General features: G+C 32.7%; 22 protein-coding genes. 12 read left to right on the top strand and 10 right to left on the bottom strand.

Features of this window, described 5'->3' with window-relative positions; translation table 11 throughout:
- Positions 1–7 precede the first annotated feature (7 nt).
- From LNQ81_RS09570 to LNQ81_RS09535, 8 genes are all read left to right on the top strand, one after another.
- Positions 8–295 (top strand): MafI2 family immunity protein, encoded by a 288-nt coding sequence (locus LNQ81_RS09570; RefSeq protein WP_229946217.1) that lies wholly within the window; start codon positions 8–10, stop codon positions 293–295.
- A gap of 154 nt (positions 296–449) precedes the next feature.
- Positions 450–2,039 (top strand): bacillithiol biosynthesis cysteine-adding enzyme BshC, encoded by a 1,590-nt coding sequence (bshC, locus tag LNQ81_RS09565; protein ID WP_229946215.1) that lies wholly within the window; start codon positions 450–452, stop codon positions 2,037–2,039.
- Positions 2,040–2,276: 237 nt separating this feature from the next.
- Positions 2,277–3,041, top strand: a complete 765-nt coding sequence (locus tag LNQ81_RS09560; RefSeq protein ID WP_229946213.1) for a ParA family protein — start codon at positions 2,277–2,279, stop codon at positions 3,039–3,041.
- 20 nt (positions 3,042–3,061) lie between these two features.
- Complete coding sequence (locus tag LNQ81_RS09555; protein ID WP_229946212.1) at positions 3,062–3,967, top strand: ParB/RepB/Spo0J family partition protein; 906 nt, start codon at positions 3,062–3,064, stop codon at positions 3,965–3,967.
- Positions 3,967–4,551 carry a DUF5683 domain-containing protein gene (locus LNQ81_RS09550; protein ID WP_229946210.1) on the top strand — a complete coding sequence of 195 codons (585 nt, stop codon included), beginning with the start codon at positions 3,967–3,969 and terminating at the stop codon, positions 4,549–4,551. Before LNQ81_RS09555 ends, LNQ81_RS09550 begins: the two co-directional genes overlap by 1 nt.
- Positions 4,552–4,563: 12 nt before the next feature.
- Positions 4,564–5,265 carry a 4-hydroxy-tetrahydrodipicolinate reductase gene (dapB, locus tag LNQ81_RS09545; protein ID WP_229946208.1) on the top strand — a complete coding sequence of 234 codons (702 nt, stop codon included), beginning with the start codon at positions 4,564–4,566 and terminating at the stop codon, positions 5,263–5,265.
- A gap of 39 nt (positions 5,266–5,304) precedes the next feature.
- Positions 5,305–6,897, top strand: coding sequence for a signal peptidase I (gene lepB / locus LNQ81_RS09540; protein ID WP_229946206.1), 1,593 nt, complete (start codon positions 5,305–5,307; stop codon positions 6,895–6,897).
- Between the two features lie 8 nt (positions 6,898–6,905).
- Complete coding sequence (locus tag LNQ81_RS09535; protein WP_229946205.1) at positions 6,906–7,529, top strand: WbqC family protein; 624 nt, start codon at positions 6,906–6,908, stop codon at positions 7,527–7,529.
- A 231-nt stretch (positions 7,530–7,760) separates the two neighbouring features.
- On the opposite strand, the gene LNQ81_RS09530 is transcribed toward LNQ81_RS09535, so the two are convergent.
- The 8 genes from LNQ81_RS09530 to LNQ81_RS09495 all read right to left on the bottom strand — a co-directional run bounded on the left by LNQ81_RS09530 (position 7,761) and on the right by LNQ81_RS09495 (position 17,142).
- Positions 7,761–8,456, bottom strand: a complete 696-nt coding sequence (locus LNQ81_RS09530) for a sulfite exporter TauE/SafE family protein (protein WP_229946203.1) — start codon at positions 8,454–8,456, stop codon at positions 7,761–7,763.
- 3 nt (positions 8,457–8,459) lie between these two features.
- Positions 8,460–8,918, bottom strand: a complete 459-nt coding sequence (locus tag LNQ81_RS09525) for a FixH family protein (protein ID WP_121967433.1) — start codon at positions 8,916–8,918, stop codon at positions 8,460–8,462.
- Between the two features lie 18 nt (positions 8,919–8,936).
- Positions 8,937–10,370, bottom strand: a complete 1,434-nt coding sequence (ccoG, locus tag LNQ81_RS09520) for a cytochrome c oxidase accessory protein CcoG (RefSeq protein ID WP_229946201.1) — start codon at positions 10,368–10,370, stop codon at positions 8,937–8,939.
- A gap of 716 nt (positions 10,371–11,086) precedes the next feature.
- Positions 11,087–12,058 carry a cbb3-type cytochrome c oxidase N-terminal domain-containing protein gene (locus tag LNQ81_RS09515; RefSeq protein ID WP_229946199.1) on the bottom strand — a complete coding sequence of 324 codons (972 nt, stop codon included), beginning with the start codon at positions 12,056–12,058 and terminating at the stop codon, positions 11,087–11,089.
- Positions 12,055–12,261 carry a CcoQ/FixQ family Cbb3-type cytochrome c oxidase assembly chaperone gene (locus LNQ81_RS09510; RefSeq protein ID WP_121967430.1) on the bottom strand — a complete coding sequence of 69 codons (207 nt, stop codon included), beginning with the start codon at positions 12,259–12,261 and terminating at the stop codon, positions 12,055–12,057. Before LNQ81_RS09510 ends, LNQ81_RS09515 begins: the two co-directional genes overlap by 4 nt.
- A 19-nt stretch (positions 12,262–12,280) precedes the next feature.
- A complete protein-coding gene (gene ccoN, locus LNQ81_RS09505) occupies positions 12,281–14,461 on the bottom strand; it encodes a cytochrome-c oxidase, cbb3-type subunit I (RefSeq protein WP_229946198.1) in 2,181 nt (726 codons plus the stop codon).
- A gap of 6 nt (positions 14,462–14,467) precedes the next feature.
- Positions 14,468–14,674 carry a cbb3-type cytochrome oxidase assembly protein CcoS gene (gene ccoS / locus LNQ81_RS09500; protein ID WP_229946197.1) on the bottom strand — a complete coding sequence of 69 codons (207 nt, stop codon included), beginning with the start codon at positions 14,672–14,674 and terminating at the stop codon, positions 14,468–14,470.
- 77 nt (positions 14,675–14,751) lie between these two features.
- Positions 14,752–17,142: a heavy metal translocating P-type ATPase gene (locus tag LNQ81_RS09495; protein WP_229946196.1), complete on the bottom strand. Its 2,391-nt coding sequence runs from the start codon at positions 17,140–17,142 to the stop codon at positions 14,752–14,754.
- A 116-nt stretch (positions 17,143–17,258) separates the two neighbouring features.
- Between LNQ81_RS09495 and LNQ81_RS09490 the strand changes: the two genes are divergently transcribed.
- From LNQ81_RS09490 to LNQ81_RS09475, 4 genes are all read left to right on the top strand, one after another.
- Positions 17,259–17,942: a Crp/Fnr family transcriptional regulator gene (locus LNQ81_RS09490; protein WP_229946195.1), complete on the top strand. Its 684-nt coding sequence runs from the start codon at positions 17,259–17,261 to the stop codon at positions 17,940–17,942.
- A gap of 83 nt (positions 17,943–18,025) precedes the next feature.
- Positions 18,026–19,048 (top strand): DHH family phosphoesterase, encoded by a 1,023-nt coding sequence (locus LNQ81_RS09485; protein ID WP_229946191.1) that lies wholly within the window; start codon positions 18,026–18,028, stop codon positions 19,046–19,048.
- On the top strand, positions 19,041–19,595 hold the full coding sequence (gene gldI / locus LNQ81_RS09480; RefSeq protein ID WP_229946188.1) for a gliding motility-associated peptidyl-prolyl isomerase GldI: 555 nt from the start codon (positions 19,041–19,043) through the stop codon (positions 19,593–19,595). The genes LNQ81_RS09485 and gldI overlap by 8 nt, the downstream gene beginning before the upstream one ends.
- Position 19,596: 1 nt before the next feature.
- Positions 19,597–20,676 carry a peptidylprolyl isomerase gene (locus LNQ81_RS09475; RefSeq protein WP_229946186.1) on the top strand — a complete coding sequence of 360 codons (1,080 nt, stop codon included), beginning with the start codon at positions 19,597–19,599 and terminating at the stop codon, positions 20,674–20,676.
- A 348-nt stretch (positions 20,677–21,024) separates the two neighbouring features.
- Here LNQ81_RS09475 and secA read toward each other — a convergent pair whose 3' ends face one another.
- Positions 21,025–24,126 carry a preprotein translocase subunit SecA gene (gene secA, locus LNQ81_RS09470; protein ID WP_229946184.1) on the bottom strand — a complete coding sequence of 1,034 codons (3,102 nt, stop codon included), beginning with the start codon at positions 24,124–24,126 and terminating at the stop codon, positions 21,025–21,027.
- Positions 24,127–24,217: 91 nt separating this feature from the next.
- Positions 24,218–24,439: a DUF2795 domain-containing protein gene (locus LNQ81_RS09465; RefSeq protein WP_002986941.1), complete on the bottom strand. Its 222-nt coding sequence runs from the start codon at positions 24,437–24,439 to the stop codon at positions 24,218–24,220.
- Position 24,440: the final 1 nt, after the last annotated feature.

Raw genomic sequence — 24,440 nt, 5'->3', positions numbered from 1 at the left:
ATACACTATGCAAAAACAAGATATACTATTAGCTATGATACCCGCTTTCTTAGGTGTCATAGATCATCATATCAGAGCTATCGCTTATGACTATACAGAAGATACAATCTCTCTACATGTTTACACAAGTACCGTCCCTACAGAAGAGGATTATGAGACTATAGATATCGCTGTCACAGAGATAATGGCTTCTCTGCCTCAGCTCCTATATCAGCATATAGAGATTGTCCAGCACACAGCTCCTATTAGAGAACTTAATTGTTATAAAGGATGGTTCTTTGTAAGGAAAGAATAATGTTTTATATCTTATTCTCGATTCATTTATTGATAGATTAGTCTTAATAGTCTTCTACTCTGTTTCTTTTTTTAAATTAAACTTTAATCTTTAAACAACGTTAAACCTTCTTTTAAAAAGCCATTATTGTTTAAATTAGCAAAAAATAAACATTATGCCTTTAGATAAAATTACGTTTCAAGAGTCAGGCTATTTTTCAAAACTAATGGTAGATTACCTTAATCAAGAGGCTAATCTAAAACACTTATATAATCACTTTCCTACTATAGAAAACTTTAAACAACAGTTAGACGAGAAGCGTGCTAACTATCCGATAGAACACAGAACTGTACTCTGTCAGACGTTGTTAAGTCAATATAAAAACACGAAGACTTCTGAGAAGACTTTAGAGCATATAAACGCATTAGCGAAAGAAAATACATTTACAGTTACGACTGGACACCAGTTAAACTTATTTACGGGTCCGCTATACTTCTTATACAAAATCATCTCTGTGATCAACTTAGCCAAAGAACTGAAAGCTAAGTATCCCAACGAAAACTTTGTCCCAGTGTACTGGATGGCAACAGAAGATCACGACTTCGAAGAAATTAATCACTTCGTATTTGAAGAAAAAGTGATTTGCTGGAACAGAGAGAGCAAAGGACCTGTAGGACGATTAAGTACAGAAGGTCTGGATAAAGTATACGAAGTATTTCAATCTCATATCGGAGTAGGTAGTAATGCTACTTATATCAAGGAGCTATTCGAAAATGCTTACCTAAAACACGATAATCTAACTGATGCTACACGTTACTTGGCCAATGAGCTATTTGCTGAGTATGGATTAGTTATCCTAGATGGGGATGATACTGAACTGAAGCGATTATTCACTCCGCACGTCAAAGAGGAATTAATCAACCAAAGTGCTATCACAGAAGTCGAGAAAAGCTACGCCACTTTATCAGAGTATTTCATACAAGTGAATCCACGTGAGATTAACTTATTCTACATCCAAGATAATCTGAGAGAGCGTATCATCTATGAAGATGAGGTTTATAAAGTCAATAACACTGCTATCACATTTACTAAAGAAGCGATATTAGTAGAACTGGAAGCTCATCCAGAGAACTTTAGTCCTAATGTGATATTGCGCCCTTTATATCAAGAAGTGATACTACCTAATCTGTGTTATACAGGTGGAGGTGGAGAGTTGGCATATTGGTTAGAACTGAAGAAGGTATTTGAATTACACAATATCACTTTCCCGATGTTATTACTGAGAAATTCTGTCCTACTAGCGACTTCCAAACAAGTAAAGAAGATGGATAAACTTGACTTGACTTGGAAAGATATGTTCACTAAACAAGGTCAATTAATCAATACTAAAACAAAGGAATATTCTTCAATACAATTTGACTTTAATGCACAACGAACCCTTCTAGAAGAACAGTTTAGAACATTAGAGACAATCGCTACTCAGACGGACAAATCATTCATAGGAGCCGTTAATGCACAAAAAGTAAAACAAATCAATGGATTAGAAAATCTTGAAAAAAGATTGCAAAAAGCAGAAAAAAGAAACCACAGTGAAAAACTAGAAAGAATAATTTTATTACAAAATGAGTTATTTCCTAATAATAGTCTTCAAGAGCGAATCATTAACTTTTCTGTTTATTACAAAGAATTTGGCAATGATATGATTGCAGCATTATTTAAACAATTAGAACCATTAAGTCACGAGTTTGACATTGTGGTATTATAACAAGAACATAGCTATAAATAAATAACAAAGTATTCAGAAAGAGTACTACTTACCAAGTCAGAATTTAGAAGAAGAAATTATAATTTCGGATTACATCAATGATATTATCTATTAAATGGCATTTATTGTTATAAGATATTGAATTTTAATGTTTTTAGGAAAATGTTGATAAATAAGATTTCGTAGAGTCGCAAATAATCGTATTTTTACGACTTATAAAAATATTCTTTTGGTATAATGGGTAAAATCATTGCTATTGCTAATCAAAAAGGTGGGGTTGGAAAAACAACAACATCTGTCAACCTAGCGGCTTCATTAGGAGCACTTGAGAAAAAAGTCTTATTAATAGACGCAGATCCTCAGGCTAATGCATCATCAGGCTTAGGTATAGATGTAGATTCTATTGAAATAGGAACTTATGAAGTATTAGAGCACAGCTGTACACCAGAAGAAGCTATAGTGGAATGTACTGCACCTAATGTTTATCTAATCCCAGCACACATTGACTTGGTGGCTATTGAAATCGAATTGGTAGACAAACCAAATCGCGAGTACATGCTAAAAGAGGCACTTAAGTCTATCAAAGATAAGTATGACTATATCATCATAGACTGTGCTCCTTCTCTAGGATTACTAACATTAAATGCATTAACCGCTGCTGACTCGGTGGCTATTCCTATTCAGTGTGAATACTTCGCACTAGAAGGTCTGGGTAAATTATTAAACACAATTAAAAGTGTTCAAAAAATACACAACCCAAATCTAGATATAGAAGGGTTATTATTAACAATGTACGATTCTCGTCTACGTCTATCAAACCAAGTTGTAGAAGAAGTACAGAAACATTTTAACGATATGGTATTCGATACTATTATTCAGAGAAATGTAAAATTAAGTGAAGCACCTAGCTTTGGAGAAAGTATCATTAACTATGATGCAACAAGTAAAGGGGCTACTAATTACATCAATCTAGCAGAGGAGATTATTCGAAAAAATAGCTAGAGATTATTATTTAGAATATTATGGCAAAGGCAATTAAAAAACAAGCTTTAGGACGTGGACTATCGGCTCTTTTAAAAGATCCTGATAATGATATAAGATCAATCGAAGACAATAATGCTGACAAAGTAATTGGCAACATTATAGAATTAGATATTGATTCTATTGAGATAAATCCATTCCAACCTAGAACGAACTTTAACGAAGAGTCTTTACAAGAATTAGCAACAAGTATTCGAGAATTAGGTGTAATACAGCCTATTACTGTTAGAAAAATCGAATTTAACAAGTATCAACTTATCTCTGGAGAGCGCCGTTTAAGAGCTTCTAAGATAGTTGGTCTAGACTCTGTACCTGCTTATATCCGTATAGCGAACGACAACGAATCGCTAACAATGGCTTTAGTAGAAAATATTCAGCGTCATGACTTAGATCCGATAGAGATAGCACTATCTTACCAACGTCTTATGGAAGAAATCAATCTTACACAAGAACAAGTAAGTGATAGAGTAGGTAAAAAACGCTCTACCATAGCTAATTACTTGAGATTACTACGTTTAGACCCTATTATTCAAACTGGTATAAGAGACGGATTTATATCGATGGGACACGGTCGTGCGATTATTAACATTGAAGATCTTGATGTTCAGACAGATATTTATCATCAGATTATCACAGAAAATTTATCTGTGAGAGACACTGAAGCTATCGTAAAGAAATATCAAGAACAACTAAGAGGTATCGCATCACCTGCTTTGCCTAAGAAAAATAAAGAATTTAGTATCCCTGAAAACTATACAAGATCATTTGGTCAATTCTTTGGAACAAAAGTAGATATTAAAGTAGCTAATAATGGCAAAGGAAAAATTTCTATCCCATTCCATTCAGAAGAAGACTTAAATCGAATTATCAAACTATTAGAGAATTAGTGAAACACGTATTATTAATCCTATTGTTCTTCATAGGAGCGGTCTGTCACCCCACATATGCACAGTCTGCAGATGGAGATAAAAAAACTACTGCTGAATACTCGTCAGATGAAAAGCCTTTAGATCCATTGGCTCCATCTCGAGCAGCATTCTATGCGTCAGTTATACCTGGTGTAGGACAAATTTATAATAAAAAATATTGGAAAGTCCCTCTAGTTTATGCTGGTATTGGTATACCTGCGTACTTCTGGGCGGATAACCAGAGACAATACAATAGATATCGCAGTGAGTATAAAAAACGCCTTCAAGGTATCAATGATCCTACTGATCCAACATTTGGAGGATTAGATAATGATCGTATCCTAGAAGCCCAAAAATTCTATAGACGCAATAGAGATTTATCTGTTGTAATTACAGTTGGTTTCTATGTACTAAGTATTATAGATGCTAACGTAGATGCTCACTTAATGCAGTTTAACGTCAATGAAAACTTAACTATTAAACCTGCATTTGAGTTGGATCAAATGAATCTTCAGAACCAAAACCAATTTCAATACGCGATTAATGTAGAGTATCGCTTTTAAACATTATATTCAATGAAAATTGCATTATTAGGATATGGCAAGATGGGTCAAATCATTGAAAGAATAGCCATAGAAAGAGGTCATGAAATAGTACTACGCAAAAAAAGTACAGATACTTATGATGGATTAAAAAATGCTGATGTAGCAATAGACTTTAGTATACCAGATGCAGCTGTACACAATATTACAACTTGCATCGAATTAGGTATCCCTGTTATATCTGGTACAACTGGATGGTTAGAGCACTATGATAACATAGTCGAATTATCTACTAAAAACGATGGTGCTTTCTTATATGGATCTAACTTCAGCCTTGGTGTAAACTTATTCTTTGAGTTAAATAGTTATCTTGCTAAGATGATGAGTAATCTTAAAGAATACAAGGTATCTATGGAAGAAATACATCACACTCAAAAACTAGATGCTCCTAGTGGTACAGCTATATCTTTAGCCAATGATATCATAGGAAACACCGAATATACAGAATGGACACTAGATCAAGCAGAGAATAATCAAATCCATATAGATGCTAAGCGCATAGACAGTGTACCAGGTACGCATAGTGTGTTCTATGACTCGGCTATCGATCAAATAGAAATAAAACATACAGCTCATAATAGAGAAGGTTTTGCGCTAGGTGCGGTAGTCGCTGCAGAATGGATACAAAATAAAAAAGGAATATTCTCAATGAAGGATGTCCTAAATCTAAAATAATAATTACCTTCACTAACAATCATTAAACAATATTAAACTATGACAATGTCTCAATGGTTTTTGTTTTTTCTACTAGTACAAGTAATTCACTTTCTTGGAACTTGGAAATTATATGTAAAAGCTGGAAAGAAAAGCTGGGAAGCAATAGTACCTGTATATAATGCAGTGGTATTAATGCAAATAATCAACCGTCCTAAATGGTGGGTTATACTGCTATTTGTCCCTATCGTGAATTTAATTATGTTTCCTGTAGTCTGGGTAGAAACACTTAGAAGTTTTGGAAAAAATAAAACAGTAGATACAATATTAGGCGTTATTACACTTGGATTATATATATACTATATCAACTATGCAACTGATGTAAAATATGTAGAAAACAGAAGTACAAAGGCCGTTACAAACTCAGGAGAAACAGTAAGCTCTGTATTATTTGCTGTAGTAGTAGCAACTGTCATACATACTTATGTAATACAGCCATACACTATTCCTACTTCATCATTAGAAAAAACTTTATTAGTAGGAGACTTCTTATTCGTGAGTAAGTTCCATTATGGAGCTAGAACACCGATAACAACAGTCGCTTTACCAATGGTACATGATACACTACCTTTTACGAAGAAAAACTCATACCTAAAAAAGCCACATTTGCCATACTTTAGATTACCTGGTTTTCAAAAAGTACAGCACAATGATATAGTCGTTTTTAACTGGCCAACTGATACTGTATATCAATTTAATGATCCATTAAGGCGTCCAGCAGTGGATAAACCAATTGACAAGAAAACGAACTATGTAAAAAGAGCAATAGGACTTCCTGGAGAGAATCTTACAATAAAAGATGGAGACGTCTATATCAACAATGAATTATTTAAGCTTAATGACCGTGCAAAACTACAGTTTACTTACACTGTAAGAACTGATGGAACACCATTAGATGTAAATTCATTAATTCAACGCTTTGATACTAGAGAGGGTGCTACTTATTATAATAATGATCCAAAAACATTAATATTTTTTGCCTTAACTGATGAAAATGTAGAGGTTTTAAAATCAATGTCTCAAATCTTAAGTATTACTAAAGGATACCCTGAAGAAGCAAAAGAATACATTCAGTCTATGACTTCTACAATGATCTTCCCTCATAATCAACCAACATGGAATGAGGATAACTTAGGTCCACTACACATTCCTGCTAAAGGAGAGACTGTTACTTTGACATTAGATAATCTTCCAATGTACCAAAGAGCTATTCAAGTATATGAAGGAAACAAAGTAGAGATTAAAAACGGACAGATCTATATCAATACTATTGCAACAGATAAATATACTTTCATGCAAGACTATTACTTTATGATGGGAGATAATAGAAATAGATCTGAAGATAGTAGATACTGGGGATTTGTACCTGAAGATCACATTGTAGGAAAACCTGTATTTGTTTGGTTAAGTTTAGATCAAAATTTACCATGGTCTAAAGCTATAGATAAGATAAGATGGGATAGAATGTTTACTACAGTTAATGGAAATGGTAAACAAACTTCATATTTCCCATATTTCTTAGTTGCGATGATTGGTTTATTTGGATACAATACCTACAAAAAAAGAAGAGATAAAAAGAATTCAAAATATTAAACTAAACCATGAATAACATACTTATTCATCCAACTTATTTTCCATCGATTAGTCACTTCGCTTCAATGTTGCAAGCTGAACAAGTAACTTTCGAAATGGAAGATAACTTTCAGAAACAAACGAATAGGAATAGAACTTTTATTTATAGTGCTAATGGTAAGCAAATGCTTAATATACCAATAAAGCATTCAGAAGAATCAAAGCAAAAGTTTAAAGATGTAAGGATAGAACATGCTTTTGGATGGCAAAAACAACACTTTAAGAGCTTAGAAGCTGCTTATAGGACTTCTCCTTACTTTGAGTATTTTGAAGATGACATACGACCTCTATTTGAAGGAAAAGCAGAGTTTATGTTAGATTTGAATTTACAAATACACGAAGTACTGTGTTCTTGTTTAGGAATAAACATTGGATACACTCAAACAACAGAATATTTACACGAAGTTGGTTCTGATTTGATTGATTTAAGACCTTTAGCAAATGGTAAAAAAGATTCACACACATTCGAGCCTTATGTTCAAGTTTTTGACGACAGGCACGGTTATTTAAACAATCTAAGCATACTAGATTTATTATTTAATGAAGGAAGACATGCGATCGATTATTTAAAAAAACAAAACATACATATATAAAAAAAGCTGACTTTACAGTCAGCTTTTTTCATTTCTCATAGCTCTTTTTTTTACTTAATCCTTTATAAGTAACAAATAACAATAGATTATAAGTTACAAACAATCAACATTATATTATTCTTTTTCATAGCATGATAAACGTTGATATTTCTACTGTTATATACTTTAGACAACATTAGTACAAAAAGTCACATATTATTTTGATTAAAATCACTAAAAAAAGATAACTCACTAACAATCAGCCTCTCCTCTAACAAAAAGATTTAGATTATCAGGAGATAAAAAAGGAATATCTAGACCAAGTCCTCTAACTATAAACAACATTCCAAACAGTACAATCACATAGGGATAATACTTCATAATATTGTTTCTAACCTTAACAGAGAACATATCTCTAACATAGACAATAGTGCTCATCAAAGGAATAGTCCCTACTCCAAACAACATCATATACATCATACCTAGATAAACATTTTGTGTAGCTAATGCACCAAACAATGCTACATATACCATTCCACATGGTAAAAAACCATTAAAGAAACCTATTGTAAATAAAGTACCTTTATTTTGTTTCTTAAACTGACTTCCTAATTTGTTTTTAACTTTACTAACAACAAAATAAAAAGGTTTTAAGAAACCAAAACTTCCAAGTTTGTTTTGTGGCACTAATACAAATACAATCATAAGTACACCAACTACAATTGACATCTGTTGTTGTAATCCGGCTAAGAACAAGCCTTTTCCAAATAGACCAAAAACAAGTCCTAAAATAGAATATGCAGATATTCTCCCTAAATGATAGGAAAATATCTGCATAGCTTTTTTAGTACCATTACTCTTAGATACAGGTAACATCATAGCAATAGGTCCACACATACCGATACAGTGAAGACTACTAATCAGTCCAAAAATAAGAGCCGTGATCACTGTTTAATCTTTTTTTACAGTTAAACTTTGTTTATTTCTGTAATCAGTCCCTTCATAAGACCATTCCACAGCAATATCCCAACGACCGTCTACCAGCGTATTGTTAGGTATGAGCAAATTGGAAGAAGACAGTGATATAGGCATATCAAAGTCTAATTTCTGGTTAGACGGTCTATATAGGAATATTTTACCTGTAATATTTTTCACATCGAAATTAGTAGGAAAAGCAATAGTAATATCACCATTTCTATTACTTTCAATAGATAACTTCTCATTAAGTTTTAAAGCAGCTACTTCTCTATCATGCTTACCATCCACCTCTATTTCTTGTTGATAGTAATTTTCAGTAACTAACTCATTATCAAACTTACTATCTACCTGCACTCTAATCACATACTGCAAAATAAAGATCATAAACAATCCCATTGCAATAACGATTCCTGTTCCAAAATTAAATTTCATACCTAACAAATTTTAATATTAATCCAATGTTCTAGGGCCTAAGAAATTAGTAGATGTAGTTTGAATCAACTTACCACTATTATAGACCTCTATCTTAACTTTAGTTCTATGACTTTCTAAAACATATTTAGGAACGTCAATAAACATGGTACCTTCAGCATAACCTTCTTTCTCTACTTTAATAATAGGTTTTCCAATCATAGTAATCACACCGCTTTCAGGAGCACTTAATTTAAAAGTAATATCATCAAAATCTTTCATTGTTTTATTAACAACTTTGAAAGTATAAACGTTTCTGATATTTTCTTTATCGTCTATAGTAATATGAGAATATGTTTGTCCAGCTACACGCAATACAGTTGCTTCAATATCTGTTCTTAAGAATAGTAATCCTACTAAAATAGTACTTAAAATACATAATACAACAACGTATCCCTTCTGACGTAGACTAAACTTAAACTTAGTACCCTCAGATATTTCAGATTCAGAAGCATAGCGAATTAACCCTCTAGGCATTCCTACACTATCCATCATATGATCACATTCATCTATACAAGCAGTACAGTTCACACACTCTAACTGAGTACCATTACGAATATCTATACCTGTTGGACAAACGTTCACACATTGCTTACAGTCAATACAATCACCTATTCCCTCAGCTGCTCTATCAATTCCTTTTTTAAATTTAGCTCTACCATTTTCTGCCTCACCTCGTACGTGGTCATAAGCAACAATAATAGATTTATTATCTAAAAGAACTCCTTGTAGTCGACCATAAGGACAAGCTATAATACACACCTGTTCTCTAAACCAAGTAAACACAAAGTAGAATACTGCTGTAAAAATAATTAGCCCTACAAAACGTCCCATATGATTAGCAGGACCATCGACCATCATCTGAATAACAACATCACCTCCAATAATATAAGCTAAGAAAACATTAGCAATCAAGAACGAGATAAAAAAGAAAATAAACCACTTTAATAATCTCTTTCTAATTTTCTCTGAGTTCCAAGCTTGTTTATCTAAGCGCACTTGGGCTCCTCTATCACCATCTATCCAGTACTCTATACGTCTAAACACCATTTCCATAAAGATAGTCTGAGGACAAATCCATCCACAGAAAATACGTCCAAAGGAAACCGTAAATAAAGTAACGAATACAACACCTATAATAATAGATATAACGATAAGATAAAAATCCTGAGGCCAAAAAGGAAACCCAAAAATATTAAACTTTCTGTCGATAACATTAAACAGTAAAAACTGATTTCCATTTAATTTAATAAATGGTGCCACGAAAAGAAAGAAGATTAAAACGTAACTAACGATTTTACGTTTATTATAAAAAGGCCCAGAAGGTTTCTTTGGATAAATCCAAGCTCTCTTACCATCTTTGTCAATTGTACCTATGGAGTCACGAAAACTCTCATCATGTATTGTAGCCATAGTAAATGTTTTTTCATGTGAATTATAGGACTATATTCCCTATAATTCAATTCTTATTATGTTAGTTTATTACAGTGCTGATTAGCACAAAAAATTTAGCATTAAAATGCTACTAAAGAAACCCAATAATATTGTCGCTTACTAGATTTCTTATACTTTCTAACTTCAATATCTACCTAGTTAAAGTTTAAATATAAAATCATAAAACAAGTAAATAATTATCCTTTCAATACCTATTAAATTGACTAAATAAATATGTCAATTAACAACTGAAAGTAAACGTTTTAAAAAAGGATTTTACTCATACCTATTAAAGTAACTTACCTTGTAAATTATAATATCATCAATTATTTTGATTCTATCAAAACTGTTTTCTTTTTAGAGAAAATAGTTTTGCAAGACCTAAATAACAACACTATAAAGTTACGAAAATCACAACTAAAAAAGACATTTAAAACCTTAAAAAAACATCACTACAACGTTTTATTAACACAAACAAACTAAATAAGTCAAATCTTGCAACTTATAAAGCTAAAGATTCAAACTAAAGAAAGAATCTAACGAATTTTACAATCTTTAGTCTAAAAAAGCTATTTTAAAATAATTGTATAAAAGAGGGCTAAAATATATAATATTAGCCCTCTTATCTTTTGAACCAGTATGTGTGTACCTAATAAAAGTACTTTTATTAACTATAGCACTATACTAGTCTATTATTATTTTGCTTCTTCTGGAGCTACTTCCTCAGTTACAGGTGCTACTTCAGTCGCAGGAGCCACTTCAACAGCCTTATCACCACTTAATTCTGCTTTAGACCAAATGATATCACCTTCTGCTGCTTTTGGTTCAGCAGGTGTAGTACCATTTAATGAAATGATATATGAAGCTAATTTCTCAATCTCTGCAGGTTTGAAATTAGTTTTCCAAGGTACCATTCCTTTACCTGGACGTCCACCTTCAGAAATAGTATTAAAAATATTTTTCATACCTCCTCCTAAAATCCAGTGATCATCAGTTAGGTTCGGTCCGATAGAACCACCTCCATCAGTTTTATGACATACAGCACAGTTTGTATCAAATAGTGCTTTACCTGCTGATAATACAGCTGCCTCATCAGAGAATACAGCTTGATCTGCTGTCAACATATCTGGAGCATTTTTCTTATACTCTTCGACTTGTTCTTTAGCAGCTATCATTTCTTTCTCAAACTCAGCTATTTGGTTATCTCCTTCAAACACATGGTAACGAAGCAGATAAATAACAGCAAATATTGCAGTTACATAGAATAGCCCAACCCACCATGGTGGTAATTCATTATCTAACTCTTTAATACCATCATAATCATGATCCATCATAATATCTGATTCTTGCGCTATCGTTTTAGTGCTAGTTAATTTTTGCATTAAACGTTTCACCCAAGGAGTTTCAGAAAAAGGAAGACTAGCTTCTGTAGCTTTCTGAGCTCTTTCTTCAGGAGTCATTAAACGATCCATAATTTTACTCGTTGCCGACGCTACAATTTCTACAGCGATCAATGCGAATAAAAACAAACCTAATAAAATAAGCACAACAGGATGCTCCATAAAGGCAGGCTTATCACTGTCTCCTCTAACTAACCATTCGATCGCAAAAAAGAATATGGCAAATAGCAGAGGAACTCTTACATATACTGGAAAAAACTTTTTCATAATTTTTCTGAATTACTATCAACATTGTGCGCTTCATCATCCATGAATGGCATATTGCTCAATTCTTCAATCGTCTCTTTCTTATAAGTAGCTACCCAAATAAACAGACCCATAAAGAATGTAAAGAAAATGATAAGTGATATAATAGGAAATATCTCCACTCCACCTATCGTTTCCATATTATGTTTAATGAATTTTAGCATATTGATTCATTTTAAAATATTATTCTTCTACTTTTTTTATGTCAGTACCTAAACGTTGTAGATATGCAATTACAGCTACAATCTCACGATTACTCATTGGTACAAACTCTTCACCTCTCTCTGCAGAACGCTTTTTGCTATCTTCATAAGATTTAACGTAGTCAGGATCACCTTCTAGGTTCTTAGCAATTTCTTCAGATTGTTTCTTAATAGAAGCTTGTGCACCAGCAATATCCTCATCAGTATATGGAACACCTAAAGTTCTCATTACACTCATTTTAGTTTCAATCTCAGTGTAGTTAGCATTTTTATTTGCAAATAACCATTTATAACCTGGCATAATTGAATTCGGAGACGTTGATTGTGGATCATACATATGGTTATAATGCCAACTGTCTGAATACTTTCCACCAACTCTAAATAAATCTGGACCTGTTCTCTTAGATCCCCATAGGAATGGATGATCATATACATATTCTCCAGATTTAGAATACTCTCCATATCTCTCTACTTCAGAACGGAATGGACGAATCATTTGTGAGTGACACCCAACACATCCTTCTCTAATATAAAGATCTCTACCTTCTAACTCTAATGGAGTATATGGTTTCACACTTGTAATAGTAGGTATATTTGATTTCACAAATATTGTAGGAACGATTTGAACTAAACCACCTATTAAAATAGCTACTGTAGTTAAGATAGTAAACTGGATAGGTCTTCTCTCCAAATGAGTATGCCATCCTTCACCTTTTAATCTACCAGCAGAAATTCTTTGTAATGCAGGAGCTTCAGCTAATTCATCTTCAACTGGTTGACCAGCTCTTACTGTTTTATAAATGTTATAAATTAACACTAATACTCCAGCTAAATATAATGTACCTCCGATAGCACGCATTGCATACATCGGCATAATAGCAGTTACAGTTTCTAAGAAGTTACCATACTTTAAAGTACCGTCTGGGTTAAAATCTTTCCACATTAAGTGTTGAGAGAAACCAGCAACGTATAAAGGAATAGTATATAAAATAATACCTAAAGTACCAATCCAGAAGTGGAAGTTAGCTGCCGCCTTAGAGTATAATTCTGTTTTTACCATTCTAGGTATTAACCAATATACCATACCGAATGTCATGAATCCGTTCCATGCTAATGCACCAACGTGTACGTGAGCTACGATCCAGTCAGTATAGTGAGCAATAGCGTTCACGTTCTTTAACGATAACATTGGTCCTTCGAATGTAGCCATACCATAACCAGTAATACCTACTACGAAGAATTTTAACACAGGATCAACTCTAACTTTATCCCAAACTCCACGAAGAGTTAAAAGACCGTTGATCATACCTCCCCAAGATGGAGCAATTAACATAACTGAGAATACAACTCCTAAGTTTTGAGCCCATTCTGGTAATGCTGAATACAATAGGTGGTGAGGTCCTGCCCAGATATATAAGAAAATTAATGACCAGAAGTGAATAATAGAAAGTCTATATGAATAAACAGGTCTATTAGCTGCTTTTGGTAAATAATAATACATTAAACCTAAGAAAGGTGTTGTTAAGAAGAATGCTACAGCATTGTGACCATACCACCACTGCACTAATGCATCTTGTACCCCAGCGTATACAGAGTAAGATTTAAGAGCATTTACAGGCAACTCTAATGAGTTAAAGATATGTAGCACAGCTACAGTAACGAAAGTTGCTAAGTAGAACCAAATGGCAACATAAATATGACGTTCTCTTCTTTTGATGATTGTCATAATCATATTTACACCAAATGTCACCCAGATTAACGCGATAGCGATATCGATAGGCCATTCTAATTCAGCATACTCTTTTGATGTTGTATACCCTAATGGTAAGGTAATAACAGCACCGATTAAAATTAATTGCCATCCGTAAAAGTGAAGCTTACTTAAAAAGTCGCTATACATTCTGGCTTTACATAACCTTTGTAAAGAATAGTAAATACCACCAAAGATTGCGTTACCAACGAACGCAAAAATCACGGCATTTGTATGCAATGGACGTAATCTCCCAAAACTCAACCAAGATATTCCATCTGTCAAATTGGGAAATATAAACATCACTGCTAAAAGTAATCCTACTAGCATTCCGACAGCTCCAAAGAAGATTGAAGCATAAAGAAATTTCTTTACAATTTTGTTGTCATAATAAAATTGTTGCACTTCCATAGTTGTTTATATTTGATTTTCTTTTTGTTTATTATTGTTTTTTTTGTCTTCTGATTGTCTAGGACTAACTTTAACTTCGTCATCGAACAGCATACGTACTGATGGTGTGTAAGCATCATCAAATTGCCCACTTTTAACTGACCTAATAAATAAGTACAGAAAAATACCAGCTACTACTACACTGATACTTATTAAGAAATATATAACACTCATACCTTATATTTACTTGTCAAAATTAACATTCTATTACGCCTAAAAACATGATAACTATCATATTTATGCTTTTTGTTTTAATCTTTCTTTATTATCTTCCTAGCAAAGTAATTACTCAATATTGTTACAAAACTTATAATAGATATCGTACTTATTGGCATTAAAATAGCTGCAACTAAAGGAGACATCTTATTCATTATAGAAACAGTAATTCCTATTACGTTATAGCTCAAAGCTAAGATATAACTTAATTTAATAATTTTAACAGATTTCTTTGAATAATTTAAGAATGACTTTAGATATACAAACATTTTAGCATCCAAAATTGCATCACTTGCAGGTGTAAACACATTAACATTTTCAGAAACAGAAACTCCTACATTACTTTGTGCTAAAGCACCTGCATCATTTAAACCATCACCAACCATCATCACATTGCTACCATTAGCCTGCAGCCGCTTAATATATTCCAGCTTCTCTTCTGGTTTTTGATTAAATACCAACATACTAGAAGAAGGAAGCATAGCTTTTAAAATGGCCTGCTCTCCATCATTATCACCAGATAAAATCACCAACTTATACTCCAAATCTGTTAAGTTTTCAAATAATTCTGTAAGTCCCTCTCTATAATGATTAGCAAATACAAATTTCCCCTTATACAAATTATCTATTTGAATATGTACAGAAGTTTCATTTAAAACACTCTCTTTTTCAATTCCCAATAACTTAGGAGAACCTATCAAATATTTAACTCCATTCATAACCCCAACCAAGCCTTGTCCAGGTATCTCTTCAAAAAAATCAGGTTTTGCAATTATTTTCGTTGACAAAAAATTATATAATTTACGGCTTAAAGGGTGATTTGACGCACGAATAATATTTCTAATATCACTTTGTTGCTCTTTAGATAATTCTTCTCCGATATACGAAATAGTAGAATTTACATTTGTTGTAATGGTTCCCGTTTTATCAAATACTATTGTATTCACTTTAGCCATCTGCTCAACAACGGTAACATTTTTCAAGTAAAACCTGTTCCTTCCATATATACGGATAGCATTACCTAATGTAAAAGGAGCTGTCAAAGCTAATGCACAAGGACAAGCAACAATTAAAATTGCCGTAAATACATTAAAAGCAGCATTTAAATCTACAAAGGCCCAACCTACAAAAGCTAAAAAAGAAATCAATAAAAGAACTGGAGTGAAATAATGGCTAACAGTATCCGTAATCGTCTTATACTTCATTTCAACTTTTTTCTGAAAGACGTCATTACTCCATAATTGCGTCAAGTAACTTTGAGAAACTGTATTAACCGCTTCAACTTCGACAACATCTCCTACTTGCTTCCCTCCAGCATAAACTTTATCACCAGATTTTTTCTCCACAGGAACAGCTTCACCTGTCACAAAACTATAATCGATAAAAGCTGAATCAGAAATCAAAATAGAATCAACAGGTACAAGTTCTTGATTTCTGATTAACAAACGATCTCCTTTAACAACTTCATAAACTTGAATAGGTTCCTCGAGGCCATCAACACCTAATTTAGTAATTGCAATAGGAAAATATGATTTATAATCTCTTTCAAATGACAAAAAGTTATATGTGCGTTGTTGAAATAACTTCCCTAATAACATAAAGAAAACCAACATTGTCATACTATCAAAAAAACCTGGTCCTAAATCAAACACAATATCAATTGTACTGCGTATAAACATGACAATAATTCCCAAAGACATAGGAATATCAATAGTATAATTCTTAGTTTTAATTCCCTTCCAGGCTGCTAAATGGTAAGGTGATGCAGAGTAAAAAAACACAGGCAATGAAATAATTAAAATCATCCACCTAAAAAAGTCTTTGTACTCTCTCATCCAAATATCATCAATATTAAAATATTCAGGAAATGATAACATCATAACATTACCAAAACTAAAGAAAGCAATACCAATTTTATAAATCAAACTTCTATCAACAGATTGTGGTTTATCCTCATAATTCTTCAAACTAATGTAAGGTTCATATCCAATCTTAGCAAGTAATAGTACAAGCTCTTTTAAAGTTACTTTTTCAGAATTAAATGTAATGGTAGCTTTTTTCTCTGGAAAATTCACCAAAACTCTTATCACTCCTTTATTAAGTCGATGGAGATTTTCTAAAATCCAGATACACGAACTACAATGAATATGTGGTATATAAAGAGATACAATACACGTACTCCCTTCGTTAAACTCTAATAACTTACTAATTATATCTGTTTTACTTAAAAAATCATACTTCCCATATGCCTCCTCAGGAGTAGCTCCTGGTGTAATTTCCATATCATAATAACAACTTAGATCATTTTCACTGAAAATCTCATAAACTGTCTTACATCCATTACAACAGAACTCCTTACTATCAAAACTAATACGATTAAATGTAGTAACCTCATTACCACAGTGATAACATGTATTATTACTCATAAATATTTGCTCATTTTACCTATATCAAAGGTCTAAGTTTTATAATGCAGAATATATGACATTTATCATAAAAAAACACTATCTTTGTCAAGTTATTTTAACAAATCTACGTGGTCATGGGCAGATGTGAACAGTGTATAATTAGAGAATTTAGTTCTTTAAAAGCCTTAACAAGAGAGGAACTTTTGACAATCTCTGAAACTAAAACTCACTTTATCGTAAAAAAAGGTGAAATACTCTTTACAGAAGGAGATAATCTTAATGGTGTTTATTGTATAAAAGATGGTTTTTGTAAATTAACCAAACTTAACTCTAATGGAAAAGACACTATTGTAAAACTTGCTAAAAATGGTGATTTACTAGGTCAACGATCAATTATCAACGAAGAGACTTCAAACCTTACCGCTACTGCTATTGAGGATATGCAAATTTGTTTTATTCCTAAAAAAGAGATGATGGATTACTTTACTGATAACAATAAATTCTCATTACTTGTTACCAGAGATATTTGCAATCACTTAAAGGATGCTGATAAGGGGCTTGCTGATCATACACATAAGACTGTAAAAGAAAGACTCGCTATCATCTTATTGAAACTAGAAGAAATTGGAGGCATAAATAAAGAAAACAACGCTTTAAATATCCAACTATCTAGAGAAGACTTGGCTAACATGGTAGGTACTGCTACCGAAAGCTGTATACGATTACTTTCTGAACTTAAAAAAGATGGTGTTATAGAACTAGCTGGTAAAAAAATCATTCTAAAAGATAAAAGTGAATTAAAAGCTTTAGCTCAATAAATACAAAACAAACTAAAGTATCTTTTTATCATTTTAACCTAAGTATCATTATTTAATATTCTAAAATAATGTATTTTCGCAATATGATGAATGAAAAAAACATAGAGCAGCTACAATCTATTTTAAGCGCTCCTAAAAAGATAAGTATTATACCCCATAGAAATCCTGATGGAGACGCTATAGGTTCTACATTAGGACTGTATCATGTATTAAAAGCATTAGGTCATGAGCCTTATGTGATATCTCCTAATGATTTCCCTCATTTTTTAACTTGGATGCCAGGCACTCAAGACATAGTTATATTTGATCGTAAAAGAGACTACTCTACTCAATTATTAACTAATAGTGATTACATTTTTACGTTAGATTTCAATATTCTACTAAGAACGGGAGATGATATGGAAAAAGTCCTTGAAAAAATGAAAGCTCCCTTTGTAATGATTGACCATCATCAAATGCCTGGAAACTATGCGAAATTAACATTCTCTCATCCTGAATTCGGTTCCACTTGTGAACTACTTTATACTATATTTCAAAAGCTAAACTTAACTAATAAAATCAGTAAAGAAGCAGCTACTTGTATCTACACAGGTATAGTTACTGATTCTGGTTCATTTAGATTCCCTAAAACAAATGCAAGTACTCATAGAGTTGTTGCAGATCTAATAGACAAAGGAATTGACAATCCTACGATCCATAACGCATTATTTGACAACAGTAATTACAACAGATTACAACTATTGGGTAGAGCGTTACAGAACATGGTATTAATACCTGAATATAATACTTCTTACATATTCTTAAAGGATGAAGAGCTTAATGAGTTCCAACATCAAAAAGGAGATACAGATGGTTTTGTAAATTATGGACTATCTATTAAAGGGATTGACTTAACATTCTTTTTTATTGAAAGAAAAGACGAAGGAATCGTGAAAATCTCTCTAAGGTCTCAAGGAAATATGGATGTAAATTTACTAGCTCGTAAATATTTTGAAGGTGGAGGACATGTAAACGCTGCAGGTGGAAAATCTACAATACCACTTAATGAAACTATTACAAGATTTATTGAAATTATAAAAAAACATAAAAACGAATTCTATGTCTAAATTTATTCAGTTTCTAAATTTAGCCTTTTTGGCAATCTTTATATCTAGTTGTAATAACAATGCAGAAACCAGAAAACCAATTTCTAAATCCAAAGAAAGTGTTATACAAAGCTCTGCAATGAGAAACATGGATATAGTAAAGAGTGAAGAAGAATTGATATCTAAATACATCGAAACTGATAAGACAAATACATATATAAATTCTAAAAACGGTTTTTGGTATACTTATGAAGAACGTAAAATTCATGATTCTATAAGGCCTACAGAAGGAAACACAGTCATGTATACTTACCAAATCAGTACTTTACAAGATAGCTTATTATACTCTAAAAGTGATGTTGGTGTATTATCTTATGTAGTAGACAAAGAAGATATCTTACCAATACTTAGACATGCTATCAAATTAATGAAAAACAATGAGTCTATAAAATTACTCACACCATCATCTTTAGCATTTAGCTATCTAGGAGATAAAAATAAAATAAATAAGAATCAACCTCTAATAATTACACTTGATCTTAAATCAATAGAAAAAATAACCAATTAATATGAAAAAAATGACAACTCTAATACTAAGTGTAGTAGCGTTAGTGACTTCTTGCGCTTCACCTAAATCAGATCTACCTGATGGCTTATATGCTGATATCAAAACGAATAAAGGTAATATCATCGTAGAACTAGAATACACTAAGGCACCTGTAACAGTAGCAAACTTTGTTTCTCTTGCTGAAGGAAATAATCCTTTCGTTGACAAACAATACAAAGACAAACCTTACTATGATGGAATTACATTTCACAGAGTAGAACCTAATTTTGTTATTCAAGGAGGCGATCCTAGCGGAACAGGTTCAGGTGGTCCTGGTTATGTATTTAAAGATGAATTTGACCCTAGTTTAAAACATGATAAAGCAGGTACATTATCTATGGCTAACAGTGGCCCTTTTACAAACGGAAGTCAATTCTTTATCACACATAAAGCAACTCCACATTTAGACGGAATGCACTCTGTGTTTGGATATACTGTAAAAGGTCTTGATATCGTTAATTCGATTACGCCAGGAGACAAAATGGAATCTGTAAAGATTATCAGAATTGGTAAAGATGCTAAAGCTTTCAATGCTGTTAAAGTATTTAAACAATATTTTGAACAAGAAGATAAGTCTAAAAAAGAATTAAAAGACAAAGTAGCAAATGCTCAAAAAGAATACGCTACTAAATTTATGGAATTAAAAGCTAAGGCTACTAAAACTCACTCTGGTCTTGCTTATGTTATCATAAAAGATGCACAAGGTAAAAAACCAAATGTAGGACAAGAAGTAATGATTGACTACGCGGGTTTCTTTGAGAATGGATTAATGTTTGATTCAAGCAACGCAGAGCTATCTAAAGCCTTTGGAACATTTGACCAACGAAGAGCTAATGCACAACAATACACTCCAATTCCCTTTAAATATGGTACTAAAACAGGTTTAATACCTGGTTTCATCGAAGGAATAGAGCAAATGAAAATTGGAGATAAAGCAGTTATCTTTATCCCTTCTCATTTAGCTTATGGAGAAGCTGGAGCTGGTGGAGTTATTCCTCCTAATACAGATTTAGTTTTTGAATTAGAAATGGTTGCTAACTAAACCGTTTTAAAATATAAAAAAGGATTGATACATATATCAATCCTTTTTTTATATCCATTACTTACCCCAAAATACTTAAGGAATAATCACTTATACACCTTTAACAACTAAAACAATATATACTCAAATACTTTACAGGAATAACTTCAACCTCAACTAATCTATACATACTCTCCACAAGCAATACATCTTATAATTACTTATTAAAGTATACTCACCAGCACACAACCATATACAGCTATTCTAAGGATATTCTTTGCAAAACACCTTCCTACTTATACCTACAAAAAAAGACGTGCTTAAAACACGTCTTTTTCCTTTATATCTATTAGATATTTTTTATACTTCCTAAGCTTCAGAAATCTCTTCTACTTGTTGTTCTTGTTGAGGCAAATCTGCTCTTGTCAAGAAAGTCATAACTTCTGAATCTATTTCAAAAATTGTTTTTCTAAACAACTCGAATGCTTCAAACTTATAGATCAATAATGGATCTTTTTGCTCATGAACAGCTAACTGTACTGACTGCTTTAACTCATCCATTTTTCTCAAATGCTTCTTCCAAGCTTCATCTAAAATAGTCAATGTAATGTTTTTCTCAAAATCATTGATCAATGACATACCATTTGTAGCATAAGCTTCTTCTAAATTCGTAACGATATTAATCGTTTTAACACCATCAGTAAAAGGAACTACAATACGCTCAAATTGTCCTGAATTATTTTCATAAACATTCTTGATTACTTTAAAAGCTTCAGCTGCACTGCGTTCACATTTTTCAGAATACGCTTTAAATACGATATCATATTGTTTATTAGCTAACGCAACAACATCTCCTTTAGCAAATTCATCTTCACTCACAACTATATTAGTACCGAAATTACGAATAACATCAAACTCATAGTTTTTATAATCACTTGCTAATTTATTAGTTTCGATGATACGCTCACATAAATCAAACATCATATTTGCAATATCCACCTTAAGACGTTCTCCGAATAAAGCGTGCTTTCTACGTTTATAAATTACTTCACGTTGAGCATTCATTACGTCATCATACTCCAATAAACGCTTACGGATACCATAGTTATTCTCTTCTACTTTTTTCTGAGCTCTCTCAATAGATTTAGTCATCATAGAGTGTTGGATCACTTCTCCATCTTCTAATCCCATTCTATCCATCAATTTTGCTACTCTATCAGAACCAAACAAACGCATTAAATTATCCTCTAAAGACACATAAAACTGCGAACTACCTGGATCTCCTTGACGTCCTGCACGACCTCTTAACTGACGGTCAACACGACGTGAATCATGGCGCTCTGTACCGATAATTGCTAAACCTCCTAAGTCTTTAACCTCTTGAGATAATTTAATATCCGTACCACGTCCTGCCATATTTGTAGCGATAGTTACAATACCTGATTGACCAGCCTCTTCTACGATTTGAGCCTCTTGTTTATGTAACTTAGCATTTAACACATTGTGTCTAATACCACGCATTTTTAAAGATCTACTTAATAATTCAGAAATCTCAACCGATGTTGTACCAATCAACACAGGGCGTCCTGCATTTGATAATTCTACAACATCTTCGATAACAGCTTTGTATTTCTCACGTACTGAACGATAAATCTTATCTTCCCTATCATCACGAGCGATCCCTCTATTAGTAGGTATTTCTACTACATCTAATTTGTAAATCTGTAAGAACTCACCTGCTTCTGTGATAGCAGTACCAGTCATACCTCCTAATTTATTATACATACGGAAGTAATTCTGAAGTGTAATTGTAGCGAACGTTTGAGTAGCAGCCTCAATTTTCACGTTCTCTTTTGCCTCAATTGCTTGGTGCAATCCATCTGAGTAACGACGACCATCCATGATACGTCCAGTTTGCTCATCTACGATCATAATCTTGTTATCCATTACCACATATTCAGTATCTTTTTCAAATAATGTATATGCTTTTAATAACTGACTTAATGTATGGATACGCTCACTTTTTACACCGAAATCTTGGAATAATAGTTCTTTAGCTTCAGCTTCTTCATCGATTGACAAGTTCTTAGCTTCTATCTTTGCTATCTCCACTCCAATATCTGGAAGCACGAAGAAGCTTTGATCAGTATCTTTTGATAAATATTGAATACCAAGATCTGTTAATTGTACTTGGTTATTTTTCTCTTCAATAACGAAATATAACGCCTCATCTACTTTATGCATTTCTCTATTGTTGTCCTGCATATAGTAATTCTCTGTTTTTTGAAGTAATTGCTTTACTCCTTCTTCACTTAAGAATTTGATTAACGCCTTATTCTTAGGTAAACTTCTATATGCTCTAAACAACAAGAATCCACCTTCTTTTGTATTTCCTTCACGAATAAGCTTTTTAGCATCTGCTAAAAATCCATTTGCAAGTTTTCTTTGCATTTCAACTAACTCAGCCACTTCTGGTTTTAGCTCGTTAAATTCATGACGATCTCCTTGTGGAACTGGTCCAGAAATAATCAATGGCGTTCTTGCATCATCAATTAATACTGAATCCACCTCATCTACGATTGCGAAGTTGTGTTTTCTCTGTACTAATTCTTCTGGAGTATGAGCCATATTATCACGTAGGTAGTCAAAACCAAATTCATTATTCGTACCATAAGTAATATCAGAAGCATAAGCTGCTCTTCTTCCTGGAGAGTTTGGTTGGTGATTATCGATACAATCAACTGTCATACCATGGAACTCGAACAATGGTGCTTTCCACTGACTATCACGTTTTGCCAAATAATCATTCACAGTTACTAAGTGAACTCCATTTCCTGTTAAAGCATTTAAGTATAAAGCAGAAGTAGCTACTAATGTTTTTCCTTCCCCTGTATGCATCTCAGCGATTTTACCTTGGTGCAATACAATACCACCTATTAACTGTACGTCATAGTGAATCATATCCCATGTAACTTGTTTACCCGCTGCTGACCATGTATTAGCCCAAAGCGCCTTATCTCCTTCAATAGAAACATAAGATTTACTTTCTGAAAACGCTCTATCTTGTTCTGTCGCAGTTACAACTACAGTTTCATTCTCTTTAAATCGACGAGCAGTTTCTTTTACTACAGCGAATGCTTCTGGTAAAATATCCATCAACAATTTCTCCGAGTTAGTATAAGCTTCTTTCTCTAAGCTATCAATGCTTGCATACATTGACTCTCTCTTATCGATATCTTGCGTTTTTTCAATTTCCTCTTTGTAAGAAGCTATTTTAGCATCTTGATCTGCTCTAGACTGCTGGATTTTTTCTTTAAAGTAAATTGTCTTCGCTCTTAATTCATCGTTAGAAAGGCTAGATAAAGCTCCTTCGTACGTTTTTATTTTCTCAATTAAAGGTTTGATTGCTTTGATATCTCTTTCTGATTTATCTCCGACAAAAACCTTTAATATGCTGTTTATGATACTCATAAATTTATATGGTTTATTTTTTTATTACTGTCAAATCGTAAAGTTAAATAAAAAAAAAGCCTGTTTAGAGGCTTTTTTTCTAATTTATATCTTAATACTCATCCTCGTTCCAAAGATAATCTTCGTCTGTTGGATAGTCTGGCCAAATCTCTTCCATTGATTCATAGATTTCCCCCTCATCTTCTATAGATTGAAGGTTCTCTACTACCTCTAGAGGAGCACCTGTTCTAATTGCATAATCAATAAGTTCATCTTTCGTCGCAGGCCATGGAGCATCACTTAGATAAGATGCTAATTCTAATGTCCAATACATC

It is taken from the genome of Myroides oncorhynchi (genome assembly GCF_020905415.1).
Taxonomy (GTDB): domain Bacteria; phylum Bacteroidota; class Bacteroidia; order Flavobacteriales; family Flavobacteriaceae; genus Flavobacterium; species Flavobacterium oncorhynchi_A.
This window is presented reverse-complemented; position numbering and strand designations above follow the sequence as displayed.